This is a genomic window from Pseudomonas sp. SWRI81 (genome assembly GCF_014268545.1).
Lineage (GTDB): Bacteria > Pseudomonadota > Gammaproteobacteria > Pseudomonadales > Pseudomonadaceae > Aquipseudomonas > Aquipseudomonas hamedanensis.
In genome coordinates, this window is sequence record NZ_JABWQS010000022.1 from 23,374 (window position 1) to 47,118 (window position 23,745).

Annotated in this window: 12 protein-coding genes; 6 read left to right on the top strand and 6 right to left on the bottom strand. The window is 59.4% G+C overall.

Annotated elements, in window-relative coordinates:
* The first annotated feature begins 145 nt into the window (after positions 1-145).
* The 6 genes from HU765_RS15365 to HU765_RS15390 all read left to right on the top strand — a co-directional run bounded on the left by HU765_RS15365 (position 146) and on the right by HU765_RS15390 (position 16,929).
* Complete coding sequence (locus HU765_RS15365; protein WP_186552220.1) at positions 146-532, top strand: tetratricopeptide repeat protein; 387 nt, start codon at positions 146-148, stop codon at positions 530-532.
* Between the two features lie 227 nt (positions 533-759).
* Entirely contained in the window at positions 760-1,119 is a 360-nt protein-coding gene (locus HU765_RS15370; protein WP_186621579.1) for a PilZ domain-containing protein, read from the top strand.
* A gap of 670 nt (positions 1,120-1,789) precedes the next feature.
* A complete protein-coding gene (locus HU765_RS15375; RefSeq protein WP_186621528.1) occupies positions 1,790-4,921 on the top strand; it encodes a hypothetical protein in 3,132 nt (1,043 codons plus the stop codon).
* Positions 4,922-5,044: 123 nt separating this feature from the next.
* Positions 5,045-8,701 carry a Tc toxin subunit A gene (locus HU765_RS15380; RefSeq protein ID WP_186621529.1) on the top strand — a complete coding sequence of 1,219 codons (3,657 nt, stop codon included), beginning with the start codon at positions 5,045-5,047 and terminating at the stop codon, positions 8,699-8,701.
* Positions 8,640-12,866, top strand: a complete 4,227-nt coding sequence (locus HU765_RS15385) for a neuraminidase-like domain-containing protein (RefSeq protein ID WP_346727531.1) — start codon at positions 8,640-8,642, stop codon at positions 12,864-12,866. Before HU765_RS15380 ends, HU765_RS15385 begins: the two co-directional genes overlap by 62 nt.
* A complete protein-coding gene (locus HU765_RS15390) occupies positions 12,859-16,929 on the top strand; it encodes an Ig-like domain-containing protein (RefSeq protein ID WP_186621530.1) in 4,071 nt (1,356 codons plus the stop codon). The genes HU765_RS15385 and HU765_RS15390 overlap by 8 nt, the downstream gene beginning before the upstream one ends.
* An 18-nt stretch (positions 16,930-16,947) precedes the next feature.
* Here the strand turns inward: HU765_RS15390 and HU765_RS15395 are convergent, their stop codons facing one another.
* The 6 genes from HU765_RS15395 to HU765_RS15420 are packed head-to-tail and all read right to left on the bottom strand — an operon-like array spanning position 16,948 to position 23,664.
* Entirely contained in the window at positions 16,948-18,279 is a 1,332-nt protein-coding gene (locus tag HU765_RS15395; RefSeq protein ID WP_186621531.1) for a DUF58 domain-containing protein, read from the bottom strand.
* Positions 18,276-19,277, bottom strand: a complete 1,002-nt coding sequence (locus HU765_RS15400) for a MoxR family ATPase (protein ID WP_186621532.1) — start codon at positions 19,275-19,277, stop codon at positions 18,276-18,278. The genes HU765_RS15395 and HU765_RS15400 overlap by 4 nt, the downstream gene beginning before the upstream one ends.
* Positions 19,274-20,437, bottom strand: coding sequence for a DUF4350 domain-containing protein (locus HU765_RS15405; RefSeq protein WP_186621533.1), 1,164 nt, complete (start codon positions 20,435-20,437; stop codon positions 19,274-19,276). The genes HU765_RS15400 and HU765_RS15405 overlap by 4 nt, the downstream gene beginning before the upstream one ends.
* Positions 20,434-21,990, bottom strand: coding sequence for a DUF4129 domain-containing protein (locus HU765_RS15410; protein ID WP_186621534.1), 1,557 nt, complete (start codon positions 21,988-21,990; stop codon positions 20,434-20,436). Before HU765_RS15410 ends, HU765_RS15405 begins: the two co-directional genes overlap by 4 nt.
* Positions 21,977-22,954 (bottom strand): stage II sporulation protein M, encoded by a 978-nt coding sequence (locus HU765_RS15415; protein ID WP_186621536.1) that lies wholly within the window; start codon positions 22,952-22,954, stop codon positions 21,977-21,979. Before HU765_RS15415 ends, HU765_RS15410 begins: the two co-directional genes overlap by 14 nt.
* Positions 22,951-23,664, bottom strand: coding sequence for an RDD family protein (locus HU765_RS15420; protein ID WP_186552232.1), 714 nt, complete (start codon positions 23,662-23,664; stop codon positions 22,951-22,953). Before HU765_RS15420 ends, HU765_RS15415 begins: the two co-directional genes overlap by 4 nt.
* Positions 23,665-23,745 lie beyond the last annotated feature (81 nt).

Sequence of the window (23,745 nt, forward strand, 5' to 3'; positions counted from 1 at the left end):
ATCAGGGGCTTTTTTGATGGAAGGACGCTGAGCGTTGCTGTTCGCAATACGGGTTGCAGTGGCTTCTATACTTTTGACTCGGTCATCGCCTTACTGAAGATTTCTGTGCAGGTGTCGATACAAAGCACAAGACAGGAGATCCCCCATGCGATTGTTGCCCATTGCCGCCCTTGCCCTTAGCGTTCTCGCCGTCACGGGCTGCACCCGTTGGTCGATGAACCATCATTTGAACAACGCTTACAGCGCCTATGATCGTGGCAATTGCGAGCAGGTCATGCTCGAACTGTCCAAAGTCGAGCGCGCCAGCCGTGCCCGGCCGTATGTGTGGCCGGAAGTGTCGATGATGCGCGGCCAGTGCCTGGAGCGGCAGAAGCTTTTCATCGACGCGGTGCAGACCTATCAGTTCATCATCGCCTCGTACCCCAACAGTGAATACGCCTACCGCGCCCGTGCGCGCCTGGAAACCCTGCAGAGCCTGGGCCATTACCCGACTCGTAGCGCGGCGGCCGTGGTGCGGCCGACCCGTTTCTGATCGGTTCGTCCTACAAAATCTGGCTGCTTGTACAAGCTGGGCTATAGTCCAATGAACCGGGTTTAGAGTTGAGTCTCTAACCGGGGCAACACCTGCAACTGGCAGTAGTAAGGTGACGGCGATGTCGCGACCGTCACACCGGAAGCGGGGAGAGCGTGCCTGCCACACCGGCGCGTTCCGAAGCAAAGGTGCGGCTCCGTGACGGGGCCTTGCATGGCGAACTGCGCATGTTTACCGACCGCCGGATCGAACGGCATCAACTGCCGTATTTCCTCAGAGTGTTCAACAGCGTTACCGACAAGCCCATCGGCTTTCTCGGTAACGTGTCCAACGACGGATTGATGCTGATCAGTCCGCTGCCGATGTGGGTTGGCGTGGATTTCCGATTGCGCTTGAAGATCCCTTGCGGCGACGGTTGCCAACAAATCATCGACTTGACCGCCTGTTGCCTGTGGTGTCACGAAGACGTCACGCCACTGCATTACGACGCCGGTTTCAGCCTGCAACAACCGCCGGCAGAATACGCGCAACTGGTCGGGGCGCTGCGCCAGTATTTCAGCTTCCAGCCACTGCCGGCCTCGGCCTGATGCATAACCGTCAAAGCTTCGCGAGCAGGCTCGCTCCCACCTTCAATCGCATTTGCAACTGAAGGAACGCAAACAACTGTGGGAGCGAGCCTGCTCGCGAAAGCGCCAGTACCGGCAACGCCTTTCCAGGCCCAGGCCAGCGTAATCGCCCGCTCGTGATCCAGCGCCTTCTGCGCAAGCAGCAAACCCGTCTCGCTCAATTAATAGATCGCCATCGCCAGGTGCCGCGGTTTACCTCGTCGCGACCTGAACGAACGAATGGGGTGGCGGCTGTAGGCAGGTTAGTCGGCCGGGAGTGCACAAACCGGCGCGCCCAAGGGCGCCCTGCGAACAGCCACCATCGAGTGCGGGGATAGGGAGTACCCGACTGGATGACGCTTGTACGCAATGCACATGACCCGGGCGACTAAACCCGACCACTGATTGGCAGCGGCACGGATCACGTTACGGGGCATCAGCAAGGCGCACAAGCCGGCGGATTCTGATTGATGTGTAGGCAAAGGCGCAGAGTGATAGAGCCGTGCGGGATTGGCTGACGGACATTGCCAGGTTGCTATGTGGGAAGAGTTACCGCTGGTCGGGACTGTCAGATCTTACAGGTGCCAAATCTTGTATTCCGGACTTTAAATGAAGCGCTCACTTGCCGACAGGACGTACAAGGAAACTCACCATGACCGAGGATTCAAATACAGGCCCCGACGCACCTGAAGACGCCCCTTCACAGCAGCCATCCTCTGCGCAAGGCGCCAAATCCGGTGCCCCGGGGGTGTTGATCAACGGGCCGGAGTATGGGCACACAGGCCCGGTACTGATTGATAAATGGGTAGATTTGACCTTCAGGATCCCACAGCGAGACGGTCTGGATCACCAGACCATAATTTGGTTCGTAACAAGCGGCGGCAGCGTAAAATTAATCGACCGTTATTTTCGCGATTACGACTGGCACACCGTTTACCTTGGCGAACTCGCGGAGGGATATCCGGGCAGATTTCATGCTCAGTGGAACTACAAGGGTAAGTGGTCAGATATGACCTACCTGGACGCGGTGGTCAGGCGTGCCGCCGCTTTTGATCCCGTTAATGTGGTTAGCGAGTGGGTGCATGGGACTGCCCGACAAGGCAGCGTCATCAAGCTTGTAGTTCCCAACAGCGCTGACAGTGCATTGAGTGAAGCGGCCACAGCCGGTGCGAACGGGCGATGGAGCGCGAGGCTGCTGCCGTCTGTAACGCAAGGCAGACGGACCTTCCTTATCCGGGAAGATCTCCCCGGGACGACAGGCCGATACACTCAAACAACGGTATTTACCGTAATCAAGCCTGTAACAGTCACTGACATTGGCGTTACGACTTTACAAAGGCCGCGTATTGAAGGTACCGGTGGCTTGCCCGATGCAACGGTAGATGCTGTCATCCAGAACACCTTAATCAAAGTGTTGGCAAACGCCACGGTAGAGAGCAATGGAGCCTGGGGAGGTACCAGCATTTATGACTTTGCACCCGGGCAAAGCCATGTCCTGGGCATTCGGCAAACTTACGGCGACGGTACCTCCGGGGCCACCATAAGCAACTTTTACGTATTGGGCCCACCTTGTATCGAGTCGCCGACATCGCTGCAAATCGTCGATACGACATCGCTGTTCAAGGGGGCCGTCCGAATCGCGGATGACAGTTCGGTCGTGATCCGTTCGGAAAATACTTCGGCCCAGATACAAACGCCGGTCAACTCCTCTTCGGGTGAATGGTCAACCTCGTTCACGCTGACGCCGGGGCCGCATTCAATTGTCTGCTGGCAAATCTACAAAGGCCAGCCATCGGTCAGCAACATCCCCTTCGGCATACGGGTACGCCCGGACAAGCCGACGGGTACGCACACGCAGCACGGCGACACCATCACCTTTTCCGGCACTGGGCATTACGATCCGAAACTCATTACACAGGTCCAGTTCTCCGTCACCGCGGGTGGAGGCGATGCGCCGCCTACTGTAACGATACCGGCGACTGGCAAATGGGAGTCATCCGTTGCCGGTTGGGACTTTGGCAGCTACACCGTCGAGGTGATCCAGAAAATTGGCGACGGTGCCAACGGCTGGATCGAGTCGCATCCCTTCCGATTCACGGTTAACCACCTGTTACCCGATGTCAGTGACGTCAAATACACCCGGGACTACCAGCCCACGTTCAGCGGCAAAGGTTATAACGGCGCCACGGTGCAACCGCGCAAACCAAATAGCGCCGATCTGGAAGCCCCCGCCGTGGTTGTCGCCAGCGGCCAATGGTCGAGCAAGGCGTTGGCAGTCTGGGGGCCTGTGTTCGAGCGTGAAGTTCACATCAAGCAGGTTCTCGACGAGCACGAGTCGCCCAACTGGGTCGTCCTCAAAGTCACCATTCCCCCTTTGGCTCCCGGCCTGGAACCGCCAGTCGAAGAGGGCCTTTCACCGTTTTTCAAAGGTACCTGCTGGCCGGGCGCTACGGTCAATATCACGTTCAGCGATGACCCCACCTCTTACGCGGCAACGGTTCAAGGTGAACTCTGGACCTTCAGACGGTCCACAGATTTTGACCCGGGTGTGCACACTGTTTCCGTCACCCAGTATTTTGCTCAGCAAACCTCGGTGGCAGTCGACGCAACCTTCACCGTCCAGATCCCCATGCTCAAACCGCGCATCACCGCACCCGCGGCGGGTGACGAGGTGGGGAGCGACGTAGAAATCTGCGGCAATAACGGTATGCAATTCGCCACGATGCAGTTGTACAACGCTCTGTTCGATCGGGCTGTGGGAAATCCCCTGCACCTGGAAAACAGCGGTGAGTGGCGCATAACGCTCAGCGACCTGGAGTTTGGTCAGTTCACGGTTTATGCCGTACAGACACTCGACTCACGCGATTCCGAGCGCAGCGAAAACCATGCTTTGAAGGTGGTGCTGTTGCCGCCGCGGATCACCACGCCGGAGGCTGGCGGCAAGTTGGCTCGCGAGGCAGCGCTTGAAGGCACCGGCAGGGCGGGAGGATGGGTCGACGTCTGGCTCGATGGCGATGACGAACCGTGGCAGCGCAATATTACCGTCGGCTGGAACAGTCTCTGGCGGCGCGAGGTGGAGTTGCCGGTGGGTAGCCATACCCTCCGGGTGCGGCAATCGTTTGATGACAACGGCACGGTGCACGAGTCCGCTTGCACCGATTGGATGTCATTCGATGTCGTCCCGGCCGCGCCTTTTATCGAGACTCCGGTCGAGGGCGAAGCGATTGGACGGCAAGCCGTGGTATCGGGTTTCGGGGTGCCTGGCGACACCGTCACGGTGACGCTGGCAGAGGGCGCGCGCTCAGTGCTGGCCAGTACCATTGTGCGTGAGGATCGCACCTGGTCGGTGATGTGCGACTGCGCTGCGGTGGCTGGAGGGCGTTACCAACTGCAAGCTGTCGCGTCTCTGGATACCTTCGAATCGGTTGAAGCGCGCCGAGCGGTTGTGCTGGGTATTTTTCTGCCCATCCTCGACGAGCCGGCCCCGGGAAGCTGGGTGGTCCATCCGTTGCAGTTTGCCGGTCGCGGCCGTCAGGGCATCGGCACCCTCGTGAGCTGGTACAACCCCGAGGTGTTCTGGGCGCCGGAGTTGGCCATCGTCGATGGGCAATGGCGCGGCGAGTCGATACGGGCACTCCCTGAAGGCGGTAACTGGTATCGGTTCAGGCAGACCATTACGGACGGCGCGGCTGGCGAGACGATTTCCGCTTGGGTCGACAGCGCACGCTTTGAAGTCGAACGCACGCGTGCGCCGGGGAGATATCATTCCGATGGACGGTCTTAATACCTGTCAAAAATGACAGTAGACACGGCGGTCGCCCGGGCGCTCAATCTTACTCATGAAACAGGCAGCCTGACGCGCAACGTCAAGCCGCCAGGGCCAGTTGCTGCCTCAAGGAATCTGATCATGGCTGATCCGCGTCGTCCCGCTCTTCGACTGTTTACTGAATTGTTTGGTGAGGAACAACAGATCCATGACGCCGGCTTGGCGAAACTCAAGGCTTACCTGAAAAACGGTGGATCGATTTTCCCTTTGGCGGAGAAGGGCGCCCGAGGTCTGAGGAGCGATTATCAGCTCGACCTGGATGCCGCGCAGCGATTCGCGCGCGGGGCCAACAGTATGGCCACGTATCTGCGCCGACAGTTCATCGAGCAGACACTGACTGGCAAGACCGCCGTATCACGCAATGGCAGCGGTTTGCTTTCAATGGTTGATGGCCCCGATTATCAAGGCTTGATCGGCACCGATTTCGCGCTGCTGTGCCCGCCGGACGCACTGGAGTCGATCACTTCGCCGGTGGCCTATCTGATTGACTTGTTACGGTGGATTCGCGACCGTATCGACAACAAGAGCCCGGAAGAAAAGTATCGGCTGCACAGTCGCCGCACCGATCTGTTGGCGTTGAATGTCGATTACAACGCGGTCTATCAGTCGGTTTCGTCGGTCGACATCATCGTGGCAGTAATGGAAGCGTTCATCGACGAAAATACAGAGTCCGCAGAAACCGTGTCGATAGAAGATGGATTGATCGAGGCGCGCTATCCCAATGGTCTGCCGTACTACCAGCATTGGGTCACGATTGACAGCATTGCGCAGTCACATGGCTTGTCGGTGGGGGATTTCGAGCACCGGACTGACCTGACTTTTCCCTATTTTCTTCAGGCCAACGCCCGTGGCCCCAACACCCGCGCCGGTTTCGCCCATGCGACGCGGTTGGGGCCCTATCAGCGGCAATTGCTCACGGAGGCGCGTGAGCAGTTTGACGATCGGGAGCTTTTTTATAACCGAAACTTCGGTACCGACAATCTCCAGAAGTACGCGAATCTCCGCCAGGTGGCGTTTCTGGGCGAGCGCACCAAGCTTGACAGCTCGCAGATCGAAGCCTTGCTGTCTATTCGAGACTTTTCCCCGGTGCGCTCACCCAATGTCAAATTTGCGGATCAGAAACCCTCGGCTCTGGAAAGTGAACGTTCAGGGTCGGTCTACATCAACAACGGCACGTCACCTGCGGTGCGGATTGACGACGAGATCGTATCGTTCCATCGATTGACCGAAAGTCCAGACGAGGAAATCGGTTTCAATCGCTATGACCGGATAAACCAAATGGTGCGACTGGCCAGTTGGATCGGACTACCATTCGACCAGGTGGATGCTGTATTGGTGGCAGCCATCAGGGCAACAGCGCTTGGTAATTCACCGAAACTTCTTCCGCTCGATCTGGATATATCGAGCGGCGCCGTGCATGCCTTGGGGCTATTTCAGACGTTGCGCGAGCGCTACGACTGCCCGGCCGCGGACTTCGCGGCGTTTATCGGTGATCTGTCGGTTTACGGGCGGGGCGAATCGCTCTCCTCGTTTGACCAGATCTACAATAATCAAGCGGGTTATCGCGAGCCCTTAAAGCTCGACAACGGTACGTTTGCGGTGACGCCGACGCCGGGCGAGGTGGATTTGACGGTCAGCCAGCTGTGCAGCGGCCTGGCGATCGACCTGCAGACTTACTCCTTCCTCGCAGCCACCGTGGCCCGGGCTCACGGCCTGACCGATACACTGCCGCGCGCTCTGCCGATCATTTCAAGCTTTTACCGTCTGGTGAAACTGCCCCGGCTATTGAACATCACACCGGTCGAAGGTGCGCTGATGCTGTCGCTGCTGGGCGGGGATGCCTGGCTTGAGCGCTTCGCGGGCATTCCTGTCATTTACGATGAGCCGGCGGATTTGCCGGATGCGCTGGAACTGATCGAAGCCATGCAAAGTTTCGTGCAGTGGTGCGCGCAAGGCAACTTGACAGTGTTGTGGGTGCTGCAACACGCCGTTGCGGCGCAACCGGCGCTGGAACCCACCACACAGGACCTGCAGTTTTTCGAGCAGGTTCGCAATTTGTTGCCAACGACCCTGTTATCCAACAGCGTATTCCTGATGGCTGGTGTACCGCGGGCCGGTGCTGCCGACTGGCTCGATTTTCTAGCGACATCCGCTGATGGCCTGAACCCGATTGTCGACGCCAATGGCGTGGTATTGCACCTGGAGGGGACATCCGAGGACTTCCTGTCCATCGTCCGCTCGAAAGTCACTTGGGCGGTCGACAATGCCTTGGGTCTCAGCGATACGATCCTGCGTCAGAGCATCATCGACATCATGGTCAGCGTGGTGGTGCAGATGCGCGATGCTCAGACATCGCTGGTCAGAGAGACCCTGGCTGTGTATGCCGAAGTGGGAGTGGAGCAAGCCATACCGATTTTGTACTGGGCACAGGCTACTGTTCCTCAATTCCTTAGCCTTGTGCATGAACAGGTGGGGATGAGTTCCGTGGGCTCGGGCCGCAATTCTGGCCGCAATGCCAATAAGCTGCTCGACCTGTTGGCTGAAGTGCGCCGACGCAGCGAGGTGGTATTGACGCTTGAACTCAGTGCCGAGCTGTTGCAGGACTATCTGGATTACGGCTATCTCGCCTGGCTCGATCAGTCGGACAAGTATGCGTTGACGATACGCACACTCTATTACCTGACGACACTCACCCGTGCTTTCGCCCTGGGCGACCAGCCGGCGCAGAAACTGTTGGATTACCTGCGCCAGGTCAATGCGCTGCCGTATGTCACGGGTGACGCCGCTGCGCTGGCGCGGCAGGCAGCTGCGATCAAGCTGGCTGACTTTTTTGGCTGGAGCGTGCAGGAGGTGCGCGAGTGTGTCAGCCGCATCGATTCCACCGATCTCAAAGTATTGAAAAGCCTCACTCAGCTCGATTTTCTGATACGTGTTCTAGAACTGTCCCGCGAAACCGGCATGGATGCACTGACGATTTTCCTGATCGGCAATTTGCCCGAGTCCATTGACAAACAAGCCTATGCCGATGCCGCCGAACTTGCTCTGCTGGGCGCGTCCGGTGCGCGAGCACCGTTGATGCCAGTGCCGGGTGATCTCAACGCGTTGGTCACGATCGTCTGCGAGGTGATGGGTGACAGTACCGTCGTCGCCAACAAGCCAGGGGAAAAAGTCACCTATAAAGTGACCCTCAAAAACGCCGCGGGGAAGGCGCTAAGCGGTGTCAGCGTCTACTGGCGGGCGGCTCTGGGCAAGATTGCAACCGGCCACACCGACCTGGACGGAGTACTGCTTGCCACGTTTACCCCCGGCAAGATCATGGGCATTGACACGCCACTGTTATGGCTGGACTTGTTCGAGCCGCAGTACGCGCCGCCTGTCGAGATCACCACCGATCACTCTTCGTTCTCTTTTCCGCTTGCCGAACTGTCGCCGACTCCTTTGACGGACGTGCCTGCCGGGCAGGAAGTCGAACTCTACGCGGTGCTGGAAGACGACTATGGGAACCGCGGGCAAAACTCGCTGGTGGAATGGTTTTGGAAAAGCACTCCGCCTTCAACACTCAATGGCGCAACGATCCGGCCATCGCAGGGGTTCACCGATCACCAGGGACTCACGCGGGTTTTTGTATCCAGCGCGTCGGGCGGCACGTTCACTTTTAAAGTCCGCACTCAGGCGGGTGACGCCGAAAGAGATTTCGTCGACCCCATCAAATTCGACGCTCCGTCGAACCCCGAGTAAGCGCGATCGCCTGACAAATGTTTGTTTCGGGTCATACCCCAGGAGCTGGATCATGACAGTGAATAACATTACCGGACTGCTGGAAAAACGCCGTTCGGCGCTGCTTGAATATTGCATCGGCAGAGCGGGCAGAGATCATTATCCTTTCCTGAGAACGCCGGCAGATCTGTTCGAATTGCTGCGCATGGATCCGCTGGATACTTACCAGGTGCAGAGTTCGTGGGTGGCCGAAGCAACGAGTTGTGCTCAGCAGTACATCCATGCGGTCTATCGCAAGCTGGAACCCGGATTTGAGAAGCAGGAGTTCGACAAGCGTCACTTGCTCGAATGGGAACTCTATAACAACTACCCCGACTGGGCAGCAGTGCAGATGATTGCGTGCTACCCGGAAAACTTCATCAATCCGTTTGTGCGTCTGCGCAAGACCAGCCTGTTCAAGAATCTGGAAAACAACCTCAACCAGGCGCGCTTGAGCGACGATTCCGTGCAGGCGGCATTGCAGGAATATCTGCAGGAATTCGAGCAAACCTGCGACCTGGACGTGATCAGTTGCTACATGGACGGGGCGACGCCTGCCAGAGCCGATTATTACTTTGTCGGGCGCCAGCGAGTGCAGCCGTTCCAGTATTTCTGGCGCAAGGCCGAGATTGAACTGGGTGCCACCAGCACGGTGGTCAGTCCGGCGGCCTGGAGTGAATGGCAAGCGGTGGATATCCCGACTGCCGACCAGGTGCTGGATGTCCGCCCGGTGTTCTGGAATGGCCGCCTGTGCCTGGTCTGGGCGCAGTGGCGCGACAAAGTCATCGCTCGGGAAGAGACGGATTCTGTCCCGTACAAACTGGATATCAACCTGGCGTTCAAGACGCAGAATGGCCAATGGTCGCCGCCGCTGAATGTTCACAGCTCGGAGCACGATCATGCACTTGCGCCGGGCACACGCTTGATTGCGAGCGTGCGCATCGATTACCTGAATCCCAAGGGCAAGCTGGGTATTTTGATGACGGGCAGGTTTACTGAGGTAAAGCTTGCAGACTTCAGGGTGCATGCGGTTTACGACGTGCTGATGCGCCCCGATCCCTATGATCCCGGCGACTGGCTGGAGCAGGCGTTGAATCGATTCATCAGTCGCGAAACCGTGCAACATTCGCTGAACAGTCAAGTGCCGGTGATAACCCGTACGAAGCCTGCGGGTAGCCTCACACCGTACCTGGGTCTGCAAGTGACGGCTCTGCGGGTATTTGATGAGGTTGCGGAGCTTGAAAAAGATGTACTGACCGTGCGTGGTTTTTGCTGGCCTACGGGGCTTCCCTCCGGGCAGCAAGAGCTGACACTCGAGCTGCTGCTGCTGCCAGCGGGTGGAGACCCGGCACCGATAAAGATAAATTTCGATCAGGCGGGCGGCTGGGTCACCGAGCCGCTGACCTTCAAGCGGGACAAAGGCACATGGCCGAATCCGAGCACTTTTTCATTTGGATCCTCCACTGCCGCGCTGGGAGTAAAGCTGTTTGATCTGACGGTCATCGATCTGCTGGACTTCGTCCCAGTGACGCTGCACAAAAACAGCGTCGATGCTGCACAGTTTCTATCCTTCAATCAGGATAAGCTGAAGCTGAAGTTTGTCCGGCTCAACTCATTGTTTGGCTCGGAGTTGGTGCGCAGTTCGCATATTTCCGTCGATGCTGTACTGGACTGGCACCTGCAGTTCATTCAGGAGCCTGCGCCGGTCGGACATAGTGTCGATGAACCCGATGGTGCCTTCAACGGCGCCAATGGTTTGTGCTTCTATGAGCTGTTTTTTCACCTGCCGCATTTGATGGCGACGCGCTTGCGCGAGGAAGATCGCTTCCGGGAAGCGCAACGCTGGCTACACTACGTGTTCGATCCCCAGGCGCCTGCCGACCCGCTCGACGATCCAGCCTTTCCCAATCCGAAACCAGCGTACTGGCGTTGCCGGCCTCTGGACGTCAAAAAGGGTTCCGGGGATCCTGGGTGTGAGAGCCAGAACCCCACGGATCCGGATGCTATTGGCTATGCGGCGCCGGCGCATTTCCAGATCCTGATGTTCACCGAATACGTGAAAAACCTGATGGCCTGGGGCGACTGGTATTACCGGCAACTGACCCGTGACAGTCTGGTGGCGGCCAAATTGTGCTACGTCCAGGCCGGCTTTCTGATGGGCAAGGCGCCTACCGCCAACACGGCCACCCGCTGGAAAACCGACACGGTTGCAAGCCTCCTGGCCCAAAGCGCCTCGCGGCCCTGGCTCGAAGCCTTGGAACAGGAGCTGGACTTCAGTCTGGAGGACTATCCCGCCGCCTCCGACATACCGCCGATGCTCGGGTTGCTGGGGTGCGAGCCCTTTAAAATTCCCATCAATCAAAGGCTGCTTGACCTGTTTGCCGCGCCTGAACTTCGGCTGCATAACTTGCGTAACAATCTCACTCTCGACGGCACGCCCTTGTACATTCTGCTGTTCAGTCCGCCCACGGACCCGAATCAATTGCTGCGCGATCTGGCGGCCGGTGGCGCGGCCGGGCCGAGACCGATGGGCGGGCGACTGGTGGTCAATGCTTTCCGTTGGCGCGTGACATTCGAAGTCGCATTGCGAGCGGTGCAGGCATTACAGGAGTACGGCAATCAGGTACTCAGTCTGCTGGAGCGCCGCGATCGCGCCGAACAGGAAGAGTTGCAGCAAAGTCATCTGGTCGAACTGGGTCACTATGCCCAGACGGTTCAGGAACAGTCCATTGCCCAGTTGGAGGCCTCTGTGACGGCGCTGCAGCAGAACCGGGCACTGGCGCAAGAGCGGGCCAGCGCTTACGCAGCGCGTTACGACGAAAACGTTTCTGCCATCGAGTATCAGGTCATGGCGAGCCTGAGCCAGTCGAAATCTCTGGCGTTGCAATCCACGATCCTGAAAACCGCAGGAGGCGTCGTCGCGGCGTTGCCAAAAATCTTTGGCATGTCCAATGGCGGCTTCAAACCCGAGCATACGCTGGATGCCGCTGCTTTTGTCTTGGAGGTCAATTCGTCATTGCTGCAAATCGACGCCGACCGACAGGCCACCACTGAAGGATACCGTCGGCGCCGCGGTGACTGGGCACTGCAACGCGATCAGGCGTTGGCGGAAGTGCGTGCCATCGATGCGCAGATTGTTGCGCAGGGCCACGCGGTCAGCGCGGCACGAACCAGCCTGGAACAGGCCGTGAGGGCCAACAGCCAGGTATTGACGGTGTTCAACTACCTGAAAAAACGCGCGGCCAACGCCGAGTTATTTGACTGGATGCTTGGTCAGCTCAAGGCGCTCCATTATCAGGCCTACGATGCGGTCATCAGTCTGTGCCTCAGCGCTCAGGCCTCGCTGGCTGCCGAAACCGGAGACTACGATGCACAAGCACCCTTGCCTCAGGTCTGGCTCGATCACCGCTATGGTCTGACCGCCGGTGACCAACTGCGTCACTTCATGATGGGTCTTGAGCAAAAATACGTGCAAAGCCGGGAGCGGCGCCTGGAATTGGTAAAAACCATCTCCTTGCGGCAGTTGTTCGAGGATTCGATCGATCGTCAAGCCGGCATTGCCGACTGGGCGCAAGCGTTGCAGCAACTGCGCGAAACGGGCGTGCTCGAATTCAAACTGACCCAACTGCTGTTTGATCGTGATTACCCGGGCCATTTCTGCCGGCAGATCAGTGCGGTAGAGATCGATCTGCCCGTGCTGACCGGACCGTTCGAAGATGTGCGGGCGACCTTGCTCCAGATCAGCAGCATGACGGCTACCCGGCCAACCACGCAGTCTGTGCAGTATTTGCATGACCCTTCAGGGGTAGCGCCTCTGGATGTGCTGATCAACCTGCGCAGCGCCCAGCAGATCGCGTTGTCGAAGGGGATTGCCGACGACGGCATGACCCACGTGAAACCTGATGAAGGGTTGCTCAATCCGTTTGAAAACACTGGTGTGATCTCTCGTTGGAGACTGACTTTCCCTTGGCCGAAGAAACAACCGCAAGCCGGCATGCTTCAGTCGTTGCCCGACATCATTATGCGTATTCGCTATACCGCCAAGCCTGGTGAACCCACCTTCGAGCAAAAAGTCGCGGGTCTGGTCACCCAGGCTGAAACCCCTGGCCTGAATAGGCCCGGCAAAGGAGTGAGCAGTCATGACTGAATCCGCCATCCAGGCGAATGAAAGTCTGGTACGCAATGGTTATTTCACCGAGGCGCTCAGTGAATGGAGGCGTAAAGGAATCGTCGGCCGGGGCAGTGAAATGTATGAAGGGTGGTTAACCGCATTTATGGAGCTAAATGCCGGGGGCTCGGCCACTCAGGTCATTACGCTCCCTAAAACATCCGCTGCCAACGCGAGTTACCGGTTTTCGTTTCTGTGCGAGCTGCGCAAAGGGGCGCAATGGTCGGGACAACCAGGCTGTTTGCGCATCCTCAATGGTGATGACGAGTTGCTGAGACTGGAACTTGTCGAGGGGCTCGATCGCGACCCCGAGCAAGATCAGGCACGCCTGGCGGAGGGGCAGCCGCTGGTTTTCGAGCCGCTTTACTATGAGGCCTCACTGGATCCTTTTGGCTTGGTCAGCGGTGACAAGATAACCGTGGAGGTCAACGGTGTTCCGGCGGATCCGCCAGATAATCGCTCGTCAGTCTGCATCACTCACATTGACCTCCAATTGAAGCTGGAGGCATTGGAACTCAAGGAAATAGATCTGGATGAACAAACCTTGGCACCGGGTTCAACCGTGTATCTCTGCCTGGGGGCATCGCTTGGTAACGGCCAGGGCAACCCGCTTTACATGCCGCACAATCTGTCGGTTAAAGCTGTGGCAGACAGCGCCTGGCTGGATACCAAAACTGCCTTGATCCAGCACGGTAACCCGATGGAAGCGGTTAAGGCCACCCCTGATTGGGGCGTCGAACATGAACTGACGTCGCGTTGGGTACTCGATTGCCCGGTAATCGGTGAAGAAAAAAGTCACGACTTCTCGATCAGCCTGGTTAATCAGTACAACGCTGAACCTTATGTAATCGATGTGTCGTTGGGACATCACCGTCTGGCTATCCGCAACGTGCAGAAAGCGGCTTATTACCCCGTTCTGGAATTGAAACAGAGTGTCCAGTTGGGCGTGCAGGTCATTTCGTTCTACACCAGTCAGGCGCTTGATGACCGGCAGGTCAGGTGGACGAGTGCAGCGCAGGGATTGCTGGGCACCGGCACTACCAATGAACAGGGTTGGGTGTACTTCGATTTTGTCCCTGAGCAAGCGGGCGAATTTGTCATCACGGCGTCGGTCGACAGCCCTTATTACGCCAGTGGCGAGGTGACTCATGAATTTCCCGTGACAGTGCTGCAAACCGATCCCTGGGACGAGTTGCGTTGCGTTGTCGAGGAGCAAGTTACCCTCTGGAATGTGACCGGCTATCCCAATCGTGGCACCGATTATCCCTTCGTCGTGCGTTGGCCGGTCGGCAGTGCTTTGCTGGGGACTGCCCTGTCGCTGCACTGGAGCGGCGTCGGACATGAAGAGCTGAAGGTCACGATCGCCCCGCCCCTCAAGCAACCGGTCGCCTTCGATGGGGACGATAATGTCTGGACGCTGGCCTGCGAGGACTGGCTCGACGGCCGCTTTGAACTGTCACTGGTCTGCTCGAAGCTGTTGTTGCCATCGCCGCGTAAACCCATGTCGCTGGCGCGCAACAAGGTCAGGATCGTTGACACGCGCGGACCGAACCTTTCGCCGGTAGTCGAGGACTCTGGAAAGACATTGATGCGGGTGCAGGTGGTGCATGTCACCGACAAGGGGGCCGGTGAGCCAGTGATTGATGCGCTGGTCGACTGGCAGACACCCGAGAGTATTGTCACGTCTCGTACCGGCAGTGGGGGCTGGGCCAGCCTGTACTACCAGCCCTTGACGGCTTTGAACAACGAGCCAGTCAGCGCAAGGGTCAGTGCCTACCAAGGCGGACCGGTAGATGAACACGTGTTTTTTGTTACGGCGTTTGAACACGACGAGTGGAAGGACAAGATCATCATCACCTTTGATGGCGCGCGACCTACCCTGGCAGGAATCGTTTGCAAGCGGGGCCAGACGCATATCCTGGCGGTCCGCGCGCTTGCTGACAGCCCGCTGATTGGCCAGGCAATCACGCTTGAATGGCGGGATGAAAAACCGGAGATCGGTCTGGAGGTGGGCGACCTGGGCGTACCCAAAATATTGCGCGAAGGGGAGGAACTGGAATGGACGTTCAGTTCTGATCGTATTGGAAGTACCAGCAGTATTTTCGAGGTGAAGTTGATGACCGACACTCTCGTGGATCGAGAGTTTTTTTGCCGACTGTTATCAACCGACATTCATGACGAAATGACCGTGGTCCTGGATCAACTGACCGACCTGAGAGGGCAGCCGCTCTTTCCGTGTATTGGCGCTGTGCATCGCTATATCTTCCGTACAAATGCGCTGAGTCCCTTGGTGGGTCTCGCCATCGATCTGGTATGGAATGGAAGCTCGGCCGAAGAGCTTGGAATCGCATTGAACCCACCACCGAAAAGCGTAAATATCGTAGATGACAGCGGGTTTTCCTGGACGCTGGACTGTTCAAAAAGTACGCACCCCGGGGTGTTCAATATTTATTTCACCAGTCCCTCTGGCTCGAGCGACGTTAACAAAATGTCTCTGGCCCACAATAAAATCACGATTGAGGACGCGCGCGGAACCGCGGTGGATCCGGTCATTGGACAAGAGCCAGCGTGGATGTGGCTGAAAGTAAGCTCCCCCTTTCTCCCCGATCTGGCTTTGGATCAAATACCTGTTCAATGGACGGTGGACGGCAACACCAAGGAGCATGCGACGGGTGCCGACGGCTGGAGTGGTTTTCCCGTTGTGCCAGACATCCCAGGTGAGCAGGTGGTGACCGCGTCGATTCGCAGCCCTTATGACGGTTTCGAAGAAAGTCGCTCGATGAAAGTCGTATCGCTGGCGGAGGATCCGTGGGCCGGGTTTGAATACAGTTTCGACTCCAGGCCATTCAAGCCGTTGGGGCAAAGCACTGAGTTCCCGCGGCGCAATGGTCAGCACAACCTGCGCGTGAGAGCCCCGGATGGCAACGCCTTGCTTGATCAATACCTGACATTGGGAATGACGGGCACCGGGCCGACGGAGCTGGGGATACGCTTTAAGGAGCCACGGCTGGGTGAACCCCGGTTGTTTTCAGGCGCTGGAATGACCTATCAGTTTGAGGCAAGCGACGTCATGGATGGGAGTTTTGCCTTGCTCTTTTCCTCTGCTCGGTTGGCGCGTTTGTCTCCTGTTATTGCAATGTCACTGGGGCAGGGCGAACAAACGGTGAAAATTGCGGAGCGTTCGCGAAGCAGTCAGACGCTGTTGTGGGGCGAGGCTGTGTCGGAGCAGATCACGCTTGTTTCCGCTATCAGTGGCAGGCCTATGGCTGGGATGAAGGTCCTTTGGCACAGTCCGGACCTTGGCGAGGTGACCACCACGACCAATTTCCATGGCGAGGCGCGGGTTCGGTTTGTGCCCACGACACCGGGAGCGGCGCAACTGACCGCCACGGTGGGTGGTGAGCAGTATTCGGAGTCGATTTCGTTGCCGTTTTTTCTGCACGAGCCTCGAGAAATCAAAGAACTGCTCAGCGACTCTTTCTCCGGTTATCCGGGTCAAGAGATCACGGCGCAGGCCTTGGTGGTGTCGGCCATTACCGGTCATCCCTTGGCAAATGTCAGCGTCGAATGGGCATTCCCTGGAGTCGACATCGCACCGACGACAACTGATAGCGAAGGTTTTGCAAGCGTCATATTCCGACTTTCGGCTGTTCAACCGAGTCTTCTCGATGCAGTCGTCCGGGGGGGCTTGGCTGGATGGGACGTCCGTTCAATTCCTTTTACGCTCAAAGCGCATGAGCGAATGATGACTGATATCAGGGGCGGTGGCAGTTATCCGATCAATCAGTCTGTGCCCATCTCGTTCAGGATCGTATCGATCCCCGACGGCACGCCGATTGTGGGCCAAAAAATTCTCTGGGTACTAAATAGCAATCCTGATGGCTCATCATTTTCAACAGTCGATGGATGGGTGAGAAAAAGTTATTCGTCGCAAGGAATGGTTGGCTACAAGATCATTCGTGCGTCTGTTGTCGATGAGCAGGGGGACCAACTCGATGAGGAAGTATTTCGACTTCAGTTTTATGACTCGGAGTTGCCTTGAATCACGGGCAAAAAGGGATCACGCCGTTCCGCTCTTTTTCCAGCTGAGATACTGCGTCACCAGTTCTGCCCCCAATTCTGTAGGCCGAACATCCACCACCTGAACTCCATGAGCGCTCAATCGCTCATGGAGTTCTGCGCGCTCATTCAAATAGCTTGCGGTGCCACAGTAGGCCAGCGCTTCGGGCAGGGTTTGCACCGGTGCATGGCGTAGCGTATCGAGTGCTGCTTCGCGCAGACTCGCGACCAGCACACGATGTCGGGTACTCAGGCGCTGCACCGCGTTCAGCAGTCCGTCATCGTCTTCCTCGCGCAGGTTGGTGATCAACACCACGAGTGCACGGCGTGTCTGACGAGTCAGCAACTGGTTGGCCGCCGTCTGATAGTCGGCGGCGCGCTGGCTGCTGTCGAGGTCGTAAACACTGTTGAGCAAGACATTGAGCTGCCCTCTGCCCTTGACCGGCGCGACATGGCGCGGTGGATCGCTGGCAAACGTACTCAGGCCCACGGCATCGCCCTGGCGCAGCGCCACATAACCGAGCAGCAGACAGGCATTGAGCGCGTGATCGAAGTGCGACAGCTCATCGTCCTGGCTGCGCATGCGGCGGCCGCAGTCGAGCATGAAGATAATCTGTTGGTCGCGCTCGTCCTCGTACTCACGGGCGATCGGCGTGCGCTGGCGGGCGGTGGCTTTCCAGTCGATCTGGCGCAGGCTGTCGCCTTCGCGAAACTCGCGCAATTGATGGAATTCCACACCCAGTCCACGGCGTTGCCGCTGGCGTACGCCCAGCTGGCTCAGCCAGTTGTCAACGGCCAGCAGCTCACCGCCGTAAAGTCGGGCGAAATCGGGGTAGACGCGAGTCTGGTCGATTACGCTGAGCAGGCGCTTGCCCGACCACAAACCCAACGGGCTTGGCAGGTTCACTTCACAGCGCTCGAAGCAGAAGTGACCGCGCTTGAGCGGGCGCACACGGTAGCTGATCCGGCTGGATTGCCCGGCCTGCAACTCGACGTTCAACGGCAGGTTTTCGAAACTCAGACCGTCCGGGACATGGTCGAAAAGCTGCAGATGGAGTGACGCGGCGAAGTCGTGTTCAACCTGCAGTTGCACCTCGCCCCAGCGACCCAGCGCGAGGCTGCCGGGCAGCTGCCGATTGACGCGGGGCGAGGGCCGCCGTTTGAGCCGCAATGCGTCGAGCAGCGCCAATGCCAGCAGGGCCAGCAGCAAGCCCCAATTGATTGAAACGAGGCTGGGCGGGATCTCGGCACCCAGGGCCTGCAACGTGCCGAGCACGAGACTGATGAGCAGCAGCAAGGCGAGCCAGATCAGCAGCAGGCGCGAGGGTTTCACAGGCGCGGCGCCGGCACTTGGTCGAGCAATTGCGCGAGCACTTGATCGACCTGCAGGCCTTCGATATCGAGTTCCGGCGCGAGGCGCACGCGGTGGCGCAGTACCGCCAATGCACAGCCCTTGACGTCATCCGGAATCACGAATTCGCCACCGCGCAGCAACGCCCGGGCGCGGGCACACCGCACCAGCGCAATCGAGGCCCGAGGTCCGGCGCCGAGCGTCAGTCCCGGCCAGGTGCGCGTGCTGCGTGCCAGTCGTACGGCGTAATCGAGTACCTGATCATCCAGCGGCAAGTCACTGGCGATGCGCTGCAAGGCTTGCACGTCCTTGGCCTGCAACACCGTGCGCAGGGGTTGCACATCGAGCATGTCGGCGCGGGTCGAACGACAGACCTGGCGCACCATGTTCAACTCCTGATCCGCGTCGGGGTAGTCCATGCGCACCTTGAGCATGAAACGGTCAAGCTCGGCTTCCGGCAGGGGATAGGTGCCTTCCTGTTCGATCGGGTTTTGCGTGGCGAGCACCATGAACGGTTGCGCGATCGGTAACGCCCGGCCTTCGAGGGTGACCTGACGCTCCTGCATCGCTTCGAGCAGCGCTGCCTGGGTTTTCGCCGGGGCGCGGTTGATCTCGTCGGCCAGCAACAGGTGGGTGAACACCGGGCCCTTGCGCAGCTTGAACTGCTCGGTCTGCAGGTCGTACACGGCGTGACCGGTGACGTCGCTGGGCATCAGATCCGGAGTGAATTGAATCCGCGCGAACTCGCCGCCGAAGCAGCGCGCCAAGGCCCGCACCAGCAGGGTCTTGCCCAGTCCCGGCACACCTTCGAGCAGCACATGGCCGCCAGCGATCAGCGCCGTCAACACGTCGTCGATCACGGCGCTCTGGCCGATCAGCGCTTTGTGCAACTCGCTGCGCACTGCCTGCGCCAGTTGACTGGCGCGCTGACGTTGCTGGGCCGCATGACTGGCGCTGCCGGGCTCGATGTGTTCACTCATAGCGTGTTCCTCAAGGTTTGCAGGTGGGCCACCTGACGGCAGAACTCGGCGCTGGACAGACGCAGGTTCCGGACCGGGCTCAGGGCCTGACTGATAGCGCGGGTGGGCTGGCGCGTGAGGCGCGATAGCGCCAGCCATTGTTCGGCAACGTTCAACTGATCGAAACCCGGGTGGCGGCGTCGGGCGCGACGCAGCACGTCCTGTTGCAAGGCCTGCAACAGCGCGCGCTGGCCATTGTGGCGCAGCAGGAAGTCGGCGCTGGCGCGCAGGTGTTCTTGCAACTGCCGTCGACCCGCAGGCGCAGGCATTTGCACGGGGCCGTGACGCACGCTGGCCTGCCACAACCACAGGCCGAGCAAGGCGAGCAGCGCAACCATCGCCTGTGCAAAATAGCGCCAGAGCAACGTCCACAAGCCATCGTGCGTCGTACTGAAAATTAGCGTGACGTCGGTGTCGGCGCTCAGATACCACAGTAGCCAGGCGTTGTCGTATTTGCCGATGTGCGGGTTTTTCCACAGCTCGGCATCGGTGACTACGGTGATGGTGCCGAGGCCGTAAGCCAGTTGCATCATGTGCGTGGCCTTGGCGCTGTTGGCCCACGCCTGAGCAAGATTGTGCGGATCGTCGAGATGAAAATCCGTGTCGAACCCGGCGTAGGCTGGCGCGTCTTCGTCTTCCAGATACAGCTTGGTCAGCGCCGGGTAGCGATCTTTTTGCAGATCCTCTGCTGGGGCCTTGAGGTCCTTGCTCAGTGACTGCTGCAGTTGCACCCGATCGAGCAACAGGTCGTGGCTTTGTTGGCGGCGCGCATCCCACAGTGACTCGGCAACAAACACCAGACGCCCGCCGGCACGGGTCCAGTTAAGTACCTGATCGACCTCACGCGGCGTCATCCGCGCACGCTCGCCAAATAACAGCAAGGTGTGGCCGTGGGGATCGGTCTGCGGCAAGACCGCCAGCGTTTCGGCGTGGCTGACCGCGAGGCCGCGTCCGCGCAAGAACAGTTCGGCCGCCAGATACGGGTTGGCTTGCGCGGCGGGCGAGGGGCCGTGATCGATGACTTGCTGATACGGCCGGGCCTTGAGGTACAGCAGCAGGCTCAAGCCGCCGACCAGCAAAACGGCCAGCGCGCCCAGCCACCACGCGGTGCGCCGGTTCAATGCGCACGACCTTTGGCGAACAATGCACGCCAGCCGTTGCACAGTTCTGCTTGCAGGTGCGCAGGCGGAATCCGGTGCCCGTAGGCCATGTTCTGCCAGTGGCCGGTCAGGCTTTTGCTGTAGGCGAGCAGGTCCGGTCGCTGCAAGTGTTCGATGCGCTTTAGTATCTGCTGCTCGGTGTCGGCGGGTTTGAGCGTCAGATCGAAGTCATGCAGCAAATGGCTCAGCAGCCCGCGGTAGAGCAGACCCAGCGCGGCACGCGGCTCGCTCAGCCACAACCGTTCGGCGCTGGCGGCGATGTCGGCGGGCAGGGTTTCGCGGCCCAGATCCAGGCCGAAGACCTGTGGCGGCGCTGGTCGTTGGCTGCGCTTCGGCAGGTTCGGGCGGCGGCTGACGAAGGCCTGGAGAAAGTCGCGGTAGCGCCAGATCAGCCAGCCCAGCCCGGCAAGCAGCGTGGCCCACAGCAGCACTTCGATGGCCTTGGTGAAAGCGTTGAGGTGTTGGCCGTCGAGCCAGTCCAGCAGGGTCTTGAGCCACTGCGGTGCGTCTCCCGCTTGGGCATCCCTGGCCGGGCTCGCCGGGCCGCCGCCAAAGCGGTAGCGGGTGACGGTTTCCTGGTTCTTGAACGGCGGTTGTTGCAGCAACGACTCGATGCTGTCACGCGAGGCCTGACTGCTCAGCGGCTGATTCAACAGGCGCGGCGCGTTCGGCGCGTCAGCGGCGCTGTCCGGCTCGGCGGCCCACGCCGGCTGCACGTTTGGCAACAACAGACAGGCCGCCAGCAACAAACCGAGTACGCCGTTATTCAGGCGTTGGCGCAAACGCCGGAAGACCAGTTCGATGTCCCAGGCTTCCAGTTGCGTGCGACGGTTCAGGTAGAGGCTGAACCCACAGGCGACATAGATCGGCCCCCACAGCACCAGGATCAGCGCATAAAAAGCATTGGTCAGGTGTTCCAGCCAGTGCCAGTCCTGATCGACCGCAAACAGCAGCGACTGCCAGTCCCAGTCGGTTTCGATCTGCTGGGGCAACAGCAGGTAGAACAGCAGCATCAGGCCGATCCACAGTGCGGTTTCCAGGTGCATGCCGATGACCGTCAGCCATTGCGCCGCGCCGCCGTTGCGTTGCAGCAGCACCTGCACCCGTTGCTGTCTGGCTTCGCCGTCAAGGCCTTCGAGTTGCAGCACCGGCAGTACAAAGCTTCGACTCAGACTCAGGCGCCGCCATGTCAGGCTGGCCAGCAGTTGCGGCCGGAGCAAGCGTGGCCACTCGCGCAAGGCTTGTTTGAGTGTCGGCGTTTCGCCAAACAGCGCTTTGGAGAGGATGTACAGCGGCAGGCGCTCATAGGTCGGCTTCAGCCACCAGAAAATAAACACCGCCAGCGACGGCGAATCCCACAGCAACAGACTGAGCAGGGCAAACAGCGGCAGGGTGATGATCGCCCAACTGGTCATCAGCAGACGGCGATGCTGCTGGCTCATCAGCACACCCAGGTCCATGGCTTCCCAGGTCGTGCGCGGGCGGATCACTACGCTGGCGTCACTCAGGCGCATGGCGGGTCCTTCCGGCGAACGACAAATAAACCGCCACGGCCAGCCAGAGCGCGCCACCGACCGCATATTTGGTCAGCGGTGTGACACTGGTTTTCGACGACCAATAGGCCTCGACAAACGCGGCGATCAACAGAAACAGCATGGCCCCGCACACCAGCCCGACGCTGGCACGCGCGGCCAGCCGCAGTGCCTCACCGCGCGGCAGGCGTCCCGGGGCAATCAGCGCCCAGCCCAGCTTCAGACCGGCCGCCCCCGCCAGCGCAATGGCCGGCAATTCAAACGCTCCGTGACCAATCACGAACGACCAGAAGGTCTGGCCGAAACCGATCTCGCTGAGGTGCCCGGCCACGGCGCCGATGATCATGCCGTTGTAGAGCAGATAAAAGCCACTGCCCACGCCCATCAACAAACCGCTGGCGAAGGTCTGGAAGGCAATGCCGATGTTGTGCATCACGTAGTAGCCGAACATCACCCAATTCTCACTCGCGGCGCGCTCGGCCGAGCGCCCGAGGTGACCGGCGACGGGATCGTACATGCCTTGCATTTCGCGCACCTGCTCGGCCGGGATCAGGTTGTAGATCAGTTCGGGAAACAGGTAAACCAGCACAGCGAAACCGCCCAGGCTGCCAAAGAACAGCAGGCTCGCGACCAGTATCAAGCGCCACTCCTGACGCACGCGTCGCGGGAAGTCGGCGAGGATGAACCCCAGCAGATTAGCGCCCAGATGGCTGCGATGGCGGTAAAGCTGTTGGTGGCCGCGCAGTACTTGTTGTTGCAGCGAGTCGATCAGAAAACTGCTGTAGCCGCGCTCCTGAGCCAGGGCCAGATGCTGGCACACGTGCCGATAAGCCTTGGGGAAATCGGCCACCTGCGCGGTGTCCTTGCCGCGTTCAAGGCGTTCGAGCGCCAGGGCGAAGCGCTCCCATTCAGCCTTGTGGCGGGTTTCGAACAGGCTTTGCTTCATGTCGGCCCCAACAAACCGCGAGCGATGCCGTTGAGTTCGGCCACGGCTTTGGGCGCGGAAATATGCAGGGGCTGGGCCAGTAAGGCCGCCAGTTCGCTGACTCGCGCCGGTGACAGTTCGGTCTGACGTTCGGCGAAACCGAGCAGGGCGCGTTGTTCGGCGAGCGTGAGGGACACCGGAGAGCGTCGCGGTTCGGCGTCAGGCAATGGCGGGCGGGCCAGCGGGCGTTCGCTGTAGACCACCAGGGTGCCGGCGGCCAGGTCGCCCAGGCGTTTGAAAGTCGGGTGTTGCAGGCAACTGATCGCGCCGAGGAAATAGCCGAACGGCAGCAGGTCGACGAACCGCAGCAGGTTACGCAACAACGAGGCCGACCAGCCGACCGGCGTGCCGTCATCGTGCACCACCCGCAGGCCCATCCATTGTTTGCCCGGCGAGCGGCCCTGACGCAGCACTTCGAACAGCACCATGTACCACCAACTGATGGCGAACAGCAGCAGCGAACCGAGGCCCATGCCGAGCTTGCCGAGAAACGCCAGGACGATAAACAACACCCCGGCGATCACTCCGCGGATACCCAGATCGATCGCAAAGGCAATGCTGCGCACCATCAGCCCGGCCGGCCGCAACGGCAGATCGATACCCTCCGGCGTTTCGACCTGATGGCGCGTATCCAGCGGTGCTGTCCTTGGCGGTGCTGTGGGTTCGAGCATGGGCTACCTGATGTTCGCCTGTTCGGGATGCAAGTGAGCCCGATGCTAGCAGCCTCTCGGGGGGAAACGACATCACTATGT

Bases quoted from the DNA above. Each gene is read 5' to 3' on its own strand.
- HU765_RS15390 (WP_186621530.1), top strand. From the start codon at position 12,859: ATGACTGAATCCGCCATCCAGGCGAATGAAAGTCTGGTACGCAATGGT.
- HU765_RS15370 (WP_186621579.1), top strand. From the start codon at position 760: ATGTTTACCGACCGCCGGATCGAACGGCATCAACTGCCGTATTTCCTC.
- HU765_RS15375 (WP_186621528.1), top strand. From the start codon at position 1,790: ATGACCGAGGATTCAAATACAGGCCCCGACGCACCTGAAGACGCCCCT.
- HU765_RS15410 (WP_186621534.1), bottom strand. From the start codon at position 21,990: ATGCGCCTGAGTGACGCCAGCGTAGTGATCCGCCCGCGCACGACCTGG.
- HU765_RS15415 (WP_186621536.1), bottom strand. From the start codon at position 22,954: ATGAAGCAAAGCCTGTTCGAAACCCGCCACAAGGCTGAATGGGAGCGC.
- HU765_RS15365 (WP_186552220.1), top strand. From the start codon at position 146: ATGCGATTGTTGCCCATTGCCGCCCTTGCCCTTAGCGTTCTCGCCGTC.
- HU765_RS15380 (WP_186621529.1), top strand. From the start codon at position 5,045: ATGGCTGATCCGCGTCGTCCCGCTCTTCGACTGTTTACTGAATTGTTT.
- HU765_RS15420 (WP_186552232.1), bottom strand. From the start codon at position 23,664: ATGCTCGAACCCACAGCACCGCCAAGGACAGCACCGCTGGATACGCGC.
- HU765_RS15400 (WP_186621532.1), bottom strand. From the start codon at position 19,277: ATGAGTGAACACATCGAGCCCGGCAGCGCCAGTCATGCGGCCCAGCAA.